The sequence below is a fragment of the Megasphaera sp. MJR8396C genome (assembly GCF_001546855.1).
In the GTDB taxonomy this organism is placed as follows: domain Bacteria; phylum Bacillota; class Negativicutes; order Veillonellales; family Megasphaeraceae; genus Megasphaera.
The window spans coordinates 142,604-156,834 of the sequence record NZ_KQ958206.1 but is presented as its reverse complement, the minus strand read 5'-3'; the positions used below and the strand labels follow the sequence as shown (position 1 = coordinate 156,834).

General features: G+C 53.1%; 14 protein-coding genes and 1 riboswitch. All 14 genes read right to left on the bottom strand.

Translation table 11 applies throughout. The annotated features are described in order from the left end of the window. Nucleotides 1-105 precede the first annotated feature (105 nt). On the bottom strand, nt 106-489 hold the full coding sequence (locus HMPREF3201_RS09810) for an HI0074 family nucleotidyltransferase substrate-binding subunit (protein ID WP_062412885.1): 384 nt from the start codon (nt 487-489) through the stop codon (nt 106-108). After that, on the bottom strand, nt 459-782 hold the full coding sequence (locus HMPREF3201_RS09805) for a type VII toxin-antitoxin system MntA family adenylyltransferase antitoxin (RefSeq protein WP_062412884.1): 324 nt from the start codon (nt 780-782) through the stop codon (nt 459-461). Before HMPREF3201_RS09805 ends, HMPREF3201_RS09810 begins: the two co-directional genes overlap by 31 nt. A 155-nt stretch (nt 783-937) precedes the next feature. After that, entirely contained in the window at nt 938-1,402 is a 465-nt protein-coding gene (gene ribE / locus HMPREF3201_RS09800; protein WP_062412883.1) for a 6,7-dimethyl-8-ribityllumazine synthase, read from the bottom strand. Nucleotides 1,403-1,437: 35 nt separating this feature from the next. Then, nucleotides 1,438-2,079, bottom strand: coding sequence for a riboflavin synthase (locus tag HMPREF3201_RS09795; protein ID WP_062412882.1), 642 nt, complete (start codon nt 2,077-2,079; stop codon nt 1,438-1,440). Continuing rightward, a complete protein-coding gene (gene ribD, locus HMPREF3201_RS09790; protein ID WP_062412881.1) occupies nt 2,060-3,196 on the bottom strand; it encodes a bifunctional diaminohydroxyphosphoribosylaminopyrimidine deaminase/5-amino-6-(5-phosphoribosylamino)uracil reductase RibD in 1,137 nt (378 codons plus the stop codon). Before ribD ends, HMPREF3201_RS09795 begins: the two co-directional genes overlap by 20 nt. A gap of 104 nt (nt 3,197-3,300) precedes the next feature. Continuing rightward, nucleotides 3,301-3,432: riboswitch (FMN riboswitch) on the bottom strand. 55 nt (nt 3,433-3,487) lie between these two features. Continuing rightward, nucleotides 3,488-4,132, bottom strand: coding sequence for a ribulose-phosphate 3-epimerase (gene rpe, locus HMPREF3201_RS09785; RefSeq protein WP_062412880.1), 645 nt, complete (start codon nt 4,130-4,132; stop codon nt 3,488-3,490). Nucleotides 4,133-4,134: 2 nt separating this feature from the next. Further along, nucleotides 4,135-4,998, bottom strand: coding sequence for a ribosome small subunit-dependent GTPase A (gene rsgA / locus HMPREF3201_RS09780; RefSeq protein WP_062412879.1), 864 nt, complete (start codon nt 4,996-4,998; stop codon nt 4,135-4,137). An 8-nt stretch (nt 4,999-5,006) separates the two neighbouring features. Continuing rightward, complete coding sequence (gene pknB, locus HMPREF3201_RS09775; protein ID WP_062412878.1) at nt 5,007-6,959, bottom strand: Stk1 family PASTA domain-containing Ser/Thr kinase; 1,953 nt, start codon at nt 6,957-6,959, stop codon at nt 5,007-5,009. A gap of 36 nt (nt 6,960-6,995) precedes the next feature. After that, nucleotides 6,996-7,703: a Stp1/IreP family PP2C-type Ser/Thr phosphatase gene (locus HMPREF3201_RS09770; RefSeq protein WP_062412877.1), complete on the bottom strand. Its 708-nt coding sequence runs from the start codon at nt 7,701-7,703 to the stop codon at nt 6,996-6,998. Between the two features lie 69 nt (nt 7,704-7,772). Then, nucleotides 7,773-8,801, bottom strand: coding sequence for a dual-specificity RNA methyltransferase RlmN (rlmN, locus tag HMPREF3201_RS09765; protein ID WP_062412876.1), 1,029 nt, complete (start codon nt 8,799-8,801; stop codon nt 7,773-7,775). 1 nt (nt 8,802) lies between these two features. Next, nucleotides 8,803-10,134: a 16S rRNA (cytosine(967)-C(5))-methyltransferase RsmB gene (gene rsmB / locus HMPREF3201_RS09760; protein WP_062412875.1), complete on the bottom strand. Its 1,332-nt coding sequence runs from the start codon at nt 10,132-10,134 to the stop codon at nt 8,803-8,805. A gap of 53 nt (nt 10,135-10,187) precedes the next feature. Beyond that, nucleotides 10,188-11,123, bottom strand: coding sequence for a methionyl-tRNA formyltransferase (gene fmt, locus HMPREF3201_RS09755; protein WP_062412874.1), 936 nt, complete (start codon nt 11,121-11,123; stop codon nt 10,188-10,190). Beyond that, complete coding sequence (def, locus tag HMPREF3201_RS09750) at nt 11,123-11,584, bottom strand: peptide deformylase (RefSeq protein ID WP_044504061.1); 462 nt, start codon at nt 11,582-11,584, stop codon at nt 11,123-11,125. The genes fmt and def overlap by 1 nt, the downstream gene beginning before the upstream one ends. A 271-nt stretch (nt 11,585-11,855) precedes the next feature. After that, nucleotides 11,856-14,216 carry a replication restart helicase PriA gene (gene priA / locus HMPREF3201_RS09745; RefSeq protein WP_062412873.1) on the bottom strand — a complete coding sequence of 787 codons (2,361 nt, stop codon included), beginning with the start codon at nt 14,214-14,216 and terminating at the stop codon, nt 11,856-11,858. Nucleotides 14,217-14,231 lie beyond the last annotated feature (15 nt).

Sequence of the window (14,231 nt, the reverse complement as noted above, 5' to 3'; positions counted from 1 at the left end):
GTATCACATCCAGCTTGTAAAGTACAGAAAGGAGCCGACTGTACAAAGAACAGCGTGGCCCCTGCATCACCCCATTTTATTAATTTTTCCCATCCATTTCAGATGCTATTTCAGCTTCTCTAACCAGGAATGCATGACCTTGTCATATACCGGAAAGCGGCTAATCAAACTTTCGACGAAAGTCTCATCATACGTATGGGTCGTCAGATTCCGATCATCGACCATTTTCAAGGCCTGTTCCGTTTCAGCTTCATCTAAAAGGCCTATTTCCCGACAGGCCCGGATTACTTTTTTCGGTGACGCAGCATCGATGCCGTCCTGGACATACAGATATTCCTTGGCACATTTCCAAATCAGTTCAAAAGAAAATTCAAATCGCTGAATGAGGGCATCCCGTTCAATCTCACTCAAAGTATCACGAATCGCTAATTCATGAAATTTCCCGAAAGCCCTGATGGCTAATCGATACCGCTCTGTAAGTCTTTCCATAAGATTCCCTCCCGTCGGATGCGCCGGCACAAGGCGGCCCCGGCATGATGCATATCCACGACATCCACTTGACGGGAAATCGTGGATTCTTCCAGTCTTTCCCGCAGCAGTGTAAGTTCATAAGAAATATCGTCCCGGCTCTCTATGGCTATATCGATATCAGAACTCCGCTTCTGTTCTCCCCGGGCCCACGAACCGAAGAGATAGATGCGCACATTTCGTCCCTCAAAATACTGCAGCACCAAGTCTTTTACGCGCTGTACAGGCTGTTCATTTCGGCTGTCGACAATCATGGCACTCCTCATCTCCCGGCAAACATTTTTTCTCGTTTCACTATAACAAAGATTCTCCGACTTCGCAAGCAGGCTGCATAATTGCTTAGAAACAGAAACAGGCCGCCCTACCGATAGGTAAGACAGCCTGTTTCAAGCGGGTATTCTCCCGAGGATTATAAGTTTTTGATGAGGTTGACCATTTCGATGGCACCGGCAGCGACGTCGAAGCCTTTGTTACCGGCTTTTGTACCGGCCCGTTCGATGGCCTGTTCGATGTTTTCCGTCGTAATGATGCCGAACATGATGGGTACGCCCGTTTTCAGTGATGCCTGGGCAATGCCTTTGGCCGATTCGCCGCAAACGAGGTCGTAATGGCTGGTCGCACCGCGGATGACGGCACCGAGGCAAATGACGGCGTCGTATTTACCCGATTCTGCCATTTTCTGAGCGATCAGCGGGATTTCAAAAGCGCCCGGAACCCAAGCCGTCGTAATATCATCATCGTTGACGCCGTGACGATGGAGAGCATCGTAGGCGCCGCCGAGCAATTTGCTGCAAATAAATTCATTGAAACGAGCGACGACAATACCAAACTTCGCACCAGAACCGATTAATTGACCTTCTTTAATGTGTGCCATAATAACAACACTCCTATTCTAAATTATATTTGATGTTAAAATCCATTTTCCAGCAGTTTGTCCAAGGTCAGACCCGATGAGGCCTGCGGCGAACCGACTGTGAAGCGATGGACGTATTTCCCGATGACGTCTGTTTCCAAATTGACGATGGCGCCGGGATGTTTATCCATGAGGGTCGTATTGGCCATCGTATGGGGAATAATGGAAACGGAGAACTGACTGTTGCCGACGGAAACGACGGTCAAGCTGATGCCGTCGATGGTGATCGACCCTTTTTCGACGATGAAGATTTCCATGTCCTTGGGAATGGAAATGGTGATGACCCGGGCAATGCCGTCATTGGCAATGCGGGCGACGTGGCCGATGCCATCGATGTGGCCGCTGACGATGTGACCGCCGAGCCGTCCGCCGACCTGCATGGCCCGTTCCAAATTGACCTTAGAACCGCTCTTGATGGTGCTGAACGACGAGCGACGCATCGTTTCATGCATGACGTCGGCCGAAAAGGTCGAGTCCGTCAGATCGGTCACGGTCAGGCAGACGCCGTTGACGGCAATGCTGTCGCCAAGCTGCGTCCCTTCTAATACTTTATGAGCCGCAATCGTCAGCCGAATGGAGTCGGGATGGCGGTCCATATGGGCAATAGACCCTAATTCTTCAATGATGCCAGTGAACATAGGCACCCTCCCTATTGGCATTATATGCCGTAAGCAATACGTTATTTTCATGAAGCTCTACGGAATCGTAGACCAGCGGCAGGCATTCATCGAGCTCATCGACGCCATAGCCGCCGACCGACGGCAGGGCACCGACACCACCGATGACCTTGTCGCCCATGAAGGCGTAGACCTTGTCGACGAGACGGGCATCAAAGAAACTGCCCTGAACGGTACTGCCCCCTTCGACGAGGATGCTGGTCAGTCCTTCTTCATGGAGGAATTTCAGCGCTTCCGGAAGATTAATGGACTGATTGTCCTGAAGGGGCGCCAAGATAACCCGGACGCCGGCGTTTTTCAAGGCCTTCATCTTTTCAACGGGGCAGGCTGACGTCGTCATGATGATGGTCGGCGTCGTCTTATCGGTTACGACCAGGGATTTCAGCGGCGTCCGTCCCTTGGCATCGAGGACGATGCGCACCGGTTGGTGCGGTGCCGGCTGCCCTTCTCGTTCGATACGGCAGGTCAAGAGCGGGTTATCCGCCAAGACCGTATTGATACCGACTAAAATGCCGTCGTAAATGGAGCGCAGGTAGTGACCGTAATTTCGGGCCCATTCGTTGGTAATCCATTTGGAATTGCCCGTCCGCGACGCCGTGCGGCCGTCGAGGCTTTGGGCCAGTTTAACGGCAATGAATGGCTTTTGGACCATCATGTTCTTGATAAACACTTCGTTGAGCTGAGCCGCTTCCTTCGACAACAAACCGACTTCCACTGCGATGCCGGCCTTGCGAAGGATGGCCGCGCCCTTACCGGAGACGCGGGGATTGGGGTCGAGCATGGCCATGACGACCTTACCGACGCCTTTTTCGGCCAACGTCCGAGCGCAAGGAAGCGTCCGGCCGTAATGGGCACAAGGTTCGAGGGTCACGTAAACCGTTGCCCCTTTAGCCTTTTCACCGGCCTCTCTCAGGGCCCATACTTCGGCATGCGGGGTGCCGGCCTTATGGTGATAGCCGGTGCCGACGATTTCGCCATCTTTTACGATAACGCAGCCGACAGCCGGATTTGGTGATGTATAACCCAGAGCTGATTTCGCCAGTTCCAGGGCTTTTCTCATATACTCTGCCGGTTCCAATATATTCCTTCCCTTCTTCTTGGATTTGCAGGCGGGAAAACGAAAAAAGGCTATGGATGAAAAATCTCCATAGCCCTTTGAGCACAACAAAAAAAGACACTGTCGTCTGTCTTTTCCCATCCAGACTGTACTGTCGGTACCGAAATTTCATCGGTTCAACCCTTGCGGGTTAGCGGACTGTCACCGCCGGTCAGGAATTGAAAGCCCTGCTTTCTCACCTTGCCTCAAAGACTATTTCTATTCTTCTTTTCATGTACGATTTTAGCACATGAAAAGAAGAAATACAAGTCCTTATCGCAAGGACGCAATGGCTGTTTTTCGATCAGCCGCACCAAATACAGCACTGCCGGCAACGAGGAAGGTGGCACCGGCATCTTTGACCAACTGAACGGTCTTAGCGTTGATGCCGCCATCGACTTCAATGACAGCTTCGGTATTTCCTGCCTTCTGAAGGAGTTCCTTAGCCTGGCGGATTTTTTCGACACTGTAAGGAATAAACTTTTGACCGCCAAATCCCGGATTGACACTCATGATGAGGATGAGGTCCAATTGTCCGGCAACACAGGACAAGGTCGATACGGGCGTCGCCGGATTGAGGGCCACGCCGGCCTTCATCCCGGCTTCATGGATTTGCTGCAGAACGCGGTCCAAGTGGACGCAGGCTTCTTGATGAACGGTCACATACTGGACACCGGCATCGGCCAGGTCATCGATATACGCTTCTGGATTGGTTACCATCAAATGAGCATCAAAGGGAAGTTCCGTAACCGGACGCAAGGCCTTGATGACCGGTACGCCGAAGGTGAGGTTGGGTACAAAATGGCCGTCCATCATATCGATATGGATACAGCCGGCCCCCTTCTGTTCGACGTCTTTAAGTTCTTCAGCTAAGCGCGAAAAATCAGCGGATAATATAGATGGACAAATTGTTACCATGACTATCGTTTCCTTTCTCCAATGGAGGTGATAATTTTACAGTACGTTTCATACCGTTCTTTTTGAATCTGACCGTCGGCAACAGCTTGTTTTACGGCACATTCCGGTTCGGACAGATGGAGGCACGACGAGAACTTGCAGCCTGCGCTGTAGGGTTCCATATCGGGGAATAAAGGCAGGACATCCCGCGCATCAAGATGCTCGAAATCAAGGGCACTGAACCCCGGCGTATCGACGACGTAGGTGTTGCTGTCAAGGCGCATGATTTCAGAATGGCGCGTCGTATGGCGACCGCGTTTGATCTTCTCACTGACGGCTCCGATGGATAAGTCCTTGCGCCCCAAAAGTTGGGACAACAGGCTCGATTTACCGACGCCGGACGGGCCGGCAAAGGCCGTTACCTTCTGCGGCAGTCGTTCATAGAGTGCATCCAGGCCCTCTCCAGTCCGGGCCGATACGAGGCAGACGTCATAGCCGCAGCGCTCGTAAAAATCCCGATAGCTTTCCGCTACGTCCCGGTCGAGATCACATTTATTGAAGCAGAGTATGGGCCGGATGCCGCTGTATTCACAAGTCATGAGCATCTTATCGATGAGAAAGCGGTTCGGATCCGGTGACTGGGCTGCCATGATGACCATCAACTGGTCAAGATTGGCCACCGCCGGCCGACGGATTTGATTCCGCCGGGGCAGCTGGGCTTCGATGACGCCCTTGTCGTTCTCCAGTTCCGTAATTTCCAGTTCATCGCCGACTAAGATTTTGGCCTTGAGCAGTTTACCCCGGCGCCGGCATTCGATGAGGCTGTCTCTTCCGACATCGACGTAATAATAGCCATTATAGTTCTTGATGACGCGTCCTTTTGTCATGTTCCTCCTTAGATATATTGATCCTGTACTAGCGAATTATTGATATAGACTTTGACCCGGGTCTTCCCGGTCCCGCTGACGCTCTTTGAAATGTTGTCGCCGCCGGACTGATTGCGGTCGTAGACGACGCGTGAGCCGTTATCATCGGATACGATGATTTGAACATGCTGGTTCGAAGCGCCGGCAGGAACGCTGATGTTGACCGTCCCGTAATGCGGTGTACCGGCCGGTTCCTGGTTGTTGGCGCTGCCGTCCGAGCCTGTCGACTGCGAACTCTGGCTGCCGGGATATTCGACGGTCAGGTTGACGACTTTGCCATCCCCTGCGGCCTGGGCCGTAACGACGGCCTGCGAGCTGTCTTTTGAAGCATCGAGGTTGGCGACGGAACCGACGGAATAGCCTGCGCTTTCCAGGGCTTTTTCCGCTTCGTCCAGGGTCATGCCGCTGGTATTCGGCGCTTCGTTGGCCGATTCAGCTGCTTTTTCAGCCTCGCTCTTACGGCAGACGACGAGGTTGACTTTCGTGCCCTTGTCGACCTTCTTCGGCGACGACGGACTCTGACTGATAATCGTCCCGTCGGCATACTGAGCGCTTTCTTTATACGTTACCTTGCCGACAGATAAGCCGATTTCCTTCAATTTGCTTTCGGCCTCTTCGAGGGTCAGGCTCCTTAGGTCCGGAATGAGGACCTGCTCGCCCTTATTGCCCTTGCTGACGGTCAGGTAAATGGTCCGATTGGCCTTGACGACAGCCCCGCCTGACGGCGTCTGGGCGACGACTTCCCCGACGGGGACTTCCTCACTCTCTACCTCCTTGACAGATACGTCTAACTTCTTATCTTTGAGGATTTTTCGGGCGATTTCCACCTGTTTCCCGGTTACGTTGGGGACGGTAATATCTTCGGTACTCCAAAAATTACCAAAGGAAAAGAAGGCCCATACGAAGGCGACGAGAAAGACACCGAGCATGCCGATGATGATCGTCTTTTGAGAATGATTGCTGATAGAATCCATGAAACGGGTAAAAATATTCTTTTTCTTTTTCGGAGCTTCTTCAGGCAGCTCTTTTTCCTTGATAGGCTGGATTTTTTGAGTCCCAAAGTTATAGGTTCCCTTGCTGATGATCGGCCGGGCACCGTTGGTGTTGATAAAGCCCTGTGACAGGCGAAGTTCGGACATCATCTCGCCGATGGACTGGAAGCGGTCGTCGGGATTCTTGGACATGGCTTTGAGGATCACCTGTTCGACCAATCGCGGAATGCGGCGATTGTACTTCGTCGGAAGGGGGATGTCGTCCTGAACGTGCTTCAAGGCGATGCTGATGGCCGTATCGCCTTCAAACGGCACGATGCCGGTCATCATTTCATACATGACGACGCCCAGAGAATAGATATCCGTCCGTTCGTCGATGTGGCCGCCGCTGGCCTGTTCCGGCGAAAAATAATGTACCGAACCGAGAACGGTACGGTCGCTGTTTTCCACGGAATTGATAGCCCGGGCAATGCCAAAATCTGCGACCTTAATACGCCCCGTTTCCGTTACCAGAATGTTATGGGGCTTAATATCGCAGTGGACGATGCCGTTGGCATGTGCATTTTCAAGGGCCTCGCCGATATTGAAGGCAATCTGTATCGACGTATTGATCGGCAAATGGCCGTGTTTTTCGATGTACTCTTTCAACGTCTCGCCGCGTACGAATTCCATGACGATGTAATGGACATTTTCATCGTAGCCGACGTCGTATATGTTGACGATATTGGGATGGGACAATTTGGCAGCCGCTTGTGCTTCCTGACGGAAACGAACGACAAAGTCGTGGTCGTCGCCGTATTTTGCGTGAAGTACCTTGACCGCGACGATACGGTCCAGGAGGATATCCTGAGCCTTGTATACGCTGGCCATGCCGCCTGTACCTACTTTTTCCAATATCTTGTATCTATTGTCTAAGATATGACCAATCATTTTTAACTATTCCACCACTTTCATAGTCGTTCCCGATTATATGGTTGTCAAAATGGCCGTGACATTGTCCTTGGCCCCATTTGCATAGACCTGGTCAAAGAGATCGTTGATGATCTCCCGTTCTGTCCGGCCGTAGTCGCCGATGGCATCGCAAAGTTCCGGTCTGCCAATGAACGAGGTCAAGCCGTCGGAACAAATCAGAATCCGGTCATTCGGCTGTACTTCAAAGGCTCCGGTATCGACGATGAGATTGGAATCGACACCGACAGCTCTGGTCAGTACATGGCGCTGCGGATGATTCAGCGCTTCTTCTTCTGTAATCTTACCTTTATCGAGTAAAACCTGAACAATCGTATGATCGACAGAAATCTGTGAAAAGGCTCCTTCCCGGTATAGATAGATGCGGCTGTCTCCGACGTGGCCCCAGAAGGCCATATGCCGAGCCAGGGTCACCATGGAAACGGTCGTCCCCATCCCCTTCAGGGAGGGATCGATCAAGGTCTTGCTGATGATGCTGGAATTGGCATACTGAATCGCCTTTTCCAGCTGCACCGGCGCCGCATAGTTAAAGTTCTTAAAGTAGTAGGCAATGGCCTCTACCGCCGTCTTGCTGGCGATTTCGCCGCCGACGTAGCCGCCCATACCGTCGGCTACAGCCAGCACGTTTCGCTCATGGCTGATATAAAAAGAATCTTCATTTACTTTCCGAACCAGGCCGATTTTGGATTCACCGTATGTGCCCAAATTCTCACGTCCTCTCACGGTGTTTCGTTATAGGTACACATTAATTCATATCATATTCCCTGTCACCTGTCAAATGTTTTCGCGTTTTATGCGCAGCTGGCCGCAGGCCGCTTGGATCTTGCTGCCCATTTCACGGCGCAGTGTAACCGGCACGCCGTGGCGCTGGAGATAGGTAACGAATTCACTAATGGACTTGTCGTCAGGCCGGTAGAGGCCGACGTCATAGTTGTCATTGATGGGAATGGCATTGATGAGAATGTTTTTGCCGCTGAAGAGGCGGGCCAGTTCTTTGGCACAGGCATGGGTACAGGTCAGATTTTTAATGAGAATATATTCAAAGGTGACTTTGCGCCCTGTCTCTTCAAAATAATGATGAGCTGCCGTTAAGACGGCATCGAGAGGATACTTGTCGGTAATCGGCATGATACGCCGACGCAAGGCATCATTGGGTGCATGGAGGGATACGGCCAGGGTAATGGGCATCCCCTCTTTAGCCAATTGGTACATCTTAGGCACGATGCCCGACGTCGACAAGGTCATGTTGCGGTAGCCTAAGTAGAAGGTATCCTTTTCGTGGATGAGCTTCATGAAGGCGATGACGTTGTCGTAATTGAGCAGCGGTTCCCCTGTCCCCATGATGACGATGGAGTGAAGATCCGTTGTGACGTGCTGACGGAAGGCCAGTAACTGAGTCACCATCTCGCCGGCCGACAGATTGCGGACGAAGCCGTTTTTTGCCGAGGCGCAGAAGGCACAGTTGACGGCGCAGCCGACTTGCGATGAAACGCAGATCGAGTTGCCATAATCGTGCATCATGAGCACCGTTTCAACGGTCTGCCCATCTTCAAGGCGCAGGAGCAGTTTGACAGTCCGTCCGTCCGGCGCATCGAGGCGCGACACGACTTCAGGCATGGAAATGGGCAGGACTTCTTTTAAAATGTCCCGATCCTTCTGCGGCAGGAGCACCATGTCATCCCAGGAAAAAACAGACTGCTTATAGATATAATGAAAGATCTGATCGGCCCGGAATTTTTTCATTCCCTGGGCGACGAGGAAGTCCTGCAGCTCTTTTTTTGTCATCGAGAATAGATTCATCATATCAAGACTCCTTCTTCATACGAGCAATGAAGAACCCGTCCATGCCGTCGCGATGAGGCAAGAGCTGGATAAAGGGTCCTTCATGCCCCGGAACAGCCAGCTTCTCGACTGCGTTTTCAACATGAAATTCCGGATGTTTCTTCAAAAATTCCGTAACGATACGGCTGTTTTCATCGTCATTCAAAGTACACGTACTGTATACCAAAACGCCGCCGGGCTTTACACACTGGGAAGCACTTTCCAAAATGCGCCGCTGCAGGGCCGGCAGGGTACGGAGGTCGCTCAACTGCTTGCGCCAGCGAAGGTCGATTTTGTGGCGCAGGACGCCGAGGCCCGAGCAGGGGGCATCGATTAAGACGCGGTCTGCCCGGCCGCCGTACTTCTGTCCGATGGTGCAGGCGTTCTGGAAGAGGGTACGGACATTTTTAAGGCCTAATTTTTGGGCATTATAATCAATGAGCTTCAATTTATGCTCATGGATATCGCCGCCATAGACGATGCACGACGGACCGCCGAGGGCCGCCAAATGGGTCGTCTTGCCGCCAGGTGCTGCGCAGACGTCAAGGACCAGCTCATGAGGCTGGGGGTCGACGATGTGAGCCACGAGCTGGGACGGTTCGTCTTGAATGATGGCCCGTCCATCTTTGAGGCATTCCAATTCATGGATGCCCAAGTGGCCGTCGATATAGATGCCGTCCGGCGAAACCGTCGTCGGACGAGCCTGTATCCCCTGTTCGACGAGTTCTTTAAGCAGTTCATCGCGGCTGGTAACCGTCGTATTGACCCGGAGGCACAGCGGCGGAATGGTATCGAAATACTGACAGAGTTTTTCCGTTTCTTCCGGCCCATAATCCTTCAGCCAACGGCGGATGAGCCAGTCCTGCTGATGATAAGTCAAGGCCAGGTACGTCTCCAAATCCTTCTCCTTGTCGGGAATGACGAAGGCATGGCGGTTGCGGATACTGTTTCGCAGCATGGCATTGACGAATTTGGCCATGCCCTTGTTGCCAAACTTAGTAGCCATCTTGACCGACTCGTTACAGGCCGCCGATTCCGGCACCTTGTCCATGCCAAAAATCTGATACAGGCCCAGGCGGACGATGGCCAGGCAGACCGGGTCGAGCTTGTTCAATTTGCGCGTACTGAGCTGGGAAATGATCCAGTCCAAATAGTTGAGACAGCGCAAGGTCCCATACACCAGTTCCGTATAAAATCGCCGGTCCCGGTCAGAAAATTTATGGGCCTGTATCGCCTTAGAGACGACGATATTGCTATACCCTTCATCCCTGCAAATGGTCAGCAGGCTTTGAAAGGCAATTTCACGTACGTTCATGAGTCCTCCTAAATACAACGTATGGCGACGCGTGCGGCATCACGGCATACCGGTTATAACGATTGGCCGACGGTCAGCGTTTCCCCTTGAAGATACTGGACCGCCGTCAGGCGCTTGCGGCTTTCCGGCTGGACTTCGGTAATGCGAAGAGCGCCGTTTCCGGTCTGGACGGTAAAGGACTTCTTGGCGACATCGATGACCGTTCCCGGCACGGCATCCGTCCCTTCGACGACGTCGGCTGCCCAAATTTTCAGCCGCTTTCCGTCACGACACACGGTGTAAGCACCGGGATGAGGATCTAAGGTTCGGATCAACCGTTCGAGGACGACGGCATCAGCGGTCCAATCGAGATTGGCTTCTTCTTTCGTAATCTTCGCCGTATACGTCGCCTGACTTTCGTCCTGAGGGACGGCATTTTTTTCATACGTATCCAGGTCATCGACGACGGTCATCAAGGTCGAGGCGCCAAGGGAGGCCAATTTATCGAACAGGGTCCCTGTCGTTTCCTTGGGGGCTAAAGGGATCGCCGCTTTTTTCAACATCTTCCCCGTATCCATGCCTTCATCGAGGAGCATGATGGTAACGCCGCTTTCGGCTTCGCCGTCTTTTACGGCATATTGAATCGGCGCCGCGCCGCGGTACTTCGGAAGGAGTGAACCGTGGACGTTGAGGCAGCCGTATTTCGGGATATCGAGAACGGCTTTGGGCAAAATCTTGCCGTAGGCAATGACGATGATGACGTCCGGCTTAAGGCTTTTCAGTTCTTCAATGACGTCATCGCTTCGCATGGAATCGGGCTGGAACACGGGAATGCCGAGTTCGACGGCTTTTTCCTTCACCGGCGAAAAGGTCACCTTCTTCCCGCGTCCCCGCTGTTTATCCGGCTGGGTATAGACGGCCGCCACGTCATGCGGCGACTGAGCCAGCTGGACTAAGGACGGGACGGAAAAATCAGGCGTTCCCATGAATACGATGCGTAAGCTTTCCATTATTCCCCTACTTTCTGTAAATCCGTCGCTTTTTCAATAAATAAATGGCCGTACAGATGGTCCATTTCATGCTGGAAGATACGGGCTAAAAAGCCTTCCGGTTCATAAATGACGGTCTTGCCGTGGCGCGTCAAGGAACGGACTTTGATCTTGGAAGCCCGCTGGACCTTGCCGTAATAGCCGGGAACGCTCAGGCAGCCTTCCGTATCGATGTTGGTTTCTTCCGACATTTCAAGGATTTCCGGATTGATGAGCTCAATCAGGCCGTTGCCGTCATCGAGGACGATGAGCTGCAGCGATTCATTGACCTGGGGCGCAGCCAGGCCGACGCCGTCGGCAGCATACATCGTTTCGGCCATGTCATCGAGAATTTTCTTTATATGTTTATTCACTTTTGCAACCGGTTTGGCCGTCGCTTTTAGGACGGGATCCCCGGCTTTTATGATTTTGAGTAATGCCATATATCTTTCACCTCATTGTTATACTAAAACGCTTATCCGTCTTATTATAGCGGAAAAAGAGCCAAAAGGCTACTGTAAGAATTCAAATTAACCCTCCCCTGGAGTGAGAAAGAGAATCCTTACCCTTCTATTATATCAGATTCATACAAGACCCCGGCAGCGATTTTTTCACTGGGCCTTCCCCATCAAGAGTCTGCAAAAAAGCAAGCCTGTGTGACATCACACAGGCTTTTATGTCAAACATGAGTTGCAAAACAGCAGGGTCAATCCCTTACATCGACGGATCGACGTCGATGACGACGCCCGTCTGCCAACAGGCCGGAAGGTCACGCATGCCCTTCTTGATCGGTCCCAGGTCGGCCGCCGTCAGCGATAAGACCAAGCGGTACTTATTGCGGATCTTTTTGATGACGTCTTCATAAGGGCCGATGATGATGACGGCAGCGCCGTTCTCTTTATTCCAGCTCTCAAGAGCCGCTGCGACGTCGTTGGCCTTTCGCCAGACGGCTTGTTCGTCGACGTCACTGACCATGATCTTCGTCATTTCCTGAAAGGGCGGATAAGCCAATTCTTGGCGGAATTGAATTTCTTGGTCGTAAAAGGCCCGATAATCCTGGCGAGCGGCACACTGGATGACGTAATGATCCGGTGCATAGGTCTGCATGACGACGCGGCCCGGCACGTCGCCTCGGCCGGCCCGGCCAGCCGCCTGGGTGAGAAGCTGAAAGGTCCGTTCCCCGGCCCAGTAAGCCGGCAGGTTGAGCAGACTGTCCGCCGAGAGGATTCCAACGGCACTGACGCCGGGAAAGTCATGGCCCTTGGCGACCATCTGCGTTCCTAATAAGATATCGTATTCATGGCGGCGGAAGGCCTCGATGATGCGGTCACCGCTGTGCTTGCGGCTCGTCGTATCCTGGTCGAGGCGGACGATGCGGGCCGTCGGAAAGAGTTCGTGGAGCTGCTGTTCCACCTTTTCCGTCCCGCTGCCAAAGAACTTGATGTATTTACTGCCGCAGGACGGGCAGACCGTCGGCACGGGCTTTTCAGCGTCACAGTAGTGACATTTCAGATGCGACGACTGACGGTGATAGACCATGGCCACGTCACAAGTATCGCATTTTACGACGTAGCCGCATTTACGGCACATGATGAAGGTCGAATAGCCTCGTCGATTGAGGAGGATGATCGCCTGCTGACGGGCTGCCAGGGTTTCATTCAGCAGGTCGTACAGAGAATCGGAGACGACGCGGTAATTGCCGCGGGCCAATTCCTCCCTCATATCGACGACGGCGACTTCGGGCAAGGGCCGATGGCCGACGCGTTCTTTCAGTTCCACCAGGACATAGTCGCCCTGAAGGGCCTTGTAATAATCGCCTAAGGCCGGCGTCGCACTGCCGAGGATGACCGGACAGCCATAGTAGGCCGCTCGCTTCCGGGCCACAGCCACGGCCTGATAGCGCGGCGCCTCATCCTGCTTATACGAGCTGTCGTGGGCTTCGTCGACGATGAACAGGCCGATGGAACGGGCCGCCGAAAAGACGGCCGATCGGGCCCCGATACAGATGTGACTCGTTCCATTTTGCATGCGCAGCCAATTATTTCGCTTTTCGCCTTGAGACAACTGACTGTGCATGACGACGACATCGTCACCGAAACGGCGTAGGAAGCGGCGCACGATTTGGCCGGTCAAGGCGATTTCCGGCACCAGGACGATGACCTGCTGTCCCTTCTTCAGCACTTTCTCGGCAAGCTGCATATAGATTTCCGTCTTGCCGCTGCCGGTAATGCCGTGGAGGACGTAGGTTTTGCCGCCTTCGTCTCTTTCGATCACGGCGAGGGCTTCTTTTTGTTCTGCCGTCAAGGGCAGGGCCTCATCCGATTCCAGTGTCGGCAGGATGTTGGTCGTCCCAGCCGGATGCTGTTCCCAGCGGGCAAGCCCTGTCGCTGAGAGGCGACGCATGAGATCGCGGGTATAGCCTTTCGACTGAAAGTAAGCGGCCGGCGCCGTCTTCTTTGCCTTCAGTTCCGCCAGTAAAGCCTGCTGTTTAGGCCGGCCACGAAGAATGTCCTCGAGATCATCCTTTTCAAAGGACAGCCAGTCCTCCATTTTATCGGCAATCTTATTCTTTAAAAAGCTCTCACTGCCAAGGCTTTTCTCGGCCAAGAGACGAGAAATGAGGTCGCGGCCAAATTTACGGCTAAGAGCCCCTTTTTCCACCTTGCCCTTATCGGCGACATAGAGCTGAATCGTCCGGCCCTCTGCCGTCGTCGCCGGCGTCGGCCCCAGGGACAGTACCTCCTGGCGGACGAGGCCGCGCTTGTCGATCATGAACAGCCGCAAGGCATCGGACAGATTGCAGACATAGTAGTCGCGGATCCAAAGGGCCGTCTCGATCATTTCTTCCTGGAATCCCGTCTGTGACGACAGGACGCCTTCAATGGGCTTTAAGGTAAAATCGGCCGGTTCCGCCAGTTCCTCATGAAGGGCGACGACGATGCCCTCTTCCCGGCGAAAGCCGAAGGGAACGATGACGCGGCTTCCGACGCGAACGGCCAGATGATCCGGAACCGTATAGGAAAAGGTCTGCTGTAACCGTTTGGCCGTCGTATTAATGATAATTTCAGCAATCACGGACATACCTCCTCA

What these genes read in the sequence shown, in the direction of transcription:
- ribE (WP_062412883.1), bottom strand. Translation starts at nt 1,402, where the DNA reads ATGGCACACATTAAAGAAGGTCAATTAATCGGTTCTGGTGCGAAGTTT.
- HMPREF3201_RS09805 (WP_062412884.1), bottom strand. Translation starts at nt 782, where the DNA reads ATGATTGTCGACAGCCGAAATGAACAGCCTGTACAGCGCGTAAAAGAC.
- rlmN (WP_062412876.1), bottom strand. Translation starts at nt 8,801, where the DNA reads ATGATGAATCTATTCTCGATGACAAAAAAAGAGCTGCAGGACTTCCTC.
- rsgA (WP_062412879.1), bottom strand. Translation starts at nt 4,998, where the DNA reads ATGACAAAAGGACGCGTCATCAAGAACTATAATGGCTATTATTACGTC.
- pknB (WP_062412878.1), bottom strand. Translation starts at nt 6,959, where the DNA reads ATGATTGGTCATATCTTAGACAATAGATACAAGATATTGGAAAAAGTA.
- HMPREF3201_RS09795 (WP_062412882.1), bottom strand. Translation starts at nt 2,079, where the DNA reads ATGTTCACTGGCATCATTGAAGAATTAGGGTCTATTGCCCATATGGAC.
- rsmB (WP_062412875.1), bottom strand. Translation starts at nt 10,134, where the DNA reads ATGAACGTACGTGAAATTGCCTTTCAAAGCCTGCTGACCATTTGCAGG.
- fmt (WP_062412874.1), bottom strand. Translation starts at nt 11,123, where the DNA reads ATGGAAAGCTTACGCATCGTATTCATGGGAACGCCTGATTTTTCCGTC.
- def (WP_044504061.1), bottom strand. Translation starts at nt 11,584, where the DNA reads ATGGCATTACTCAAAATCATAAAAGCCGGGGATCCCGTCCTAAAAGCG.
- rpe (WP_062412880.1), bottom strand. Translation starts at nt 4,132, where the DNA reads ATGGTAACAATTTGTCCATCTATATTATCCGCTGATTTTTCGCGCTTA.
- HMPREF3201_RS09810 (WP_062412885.1), bottom strand. Translation starts at nt 489, where the DNA reads ATGGAAAGACTTACAGAGCGGTATCGATTAGCCATCAGGGCTTTCGGG.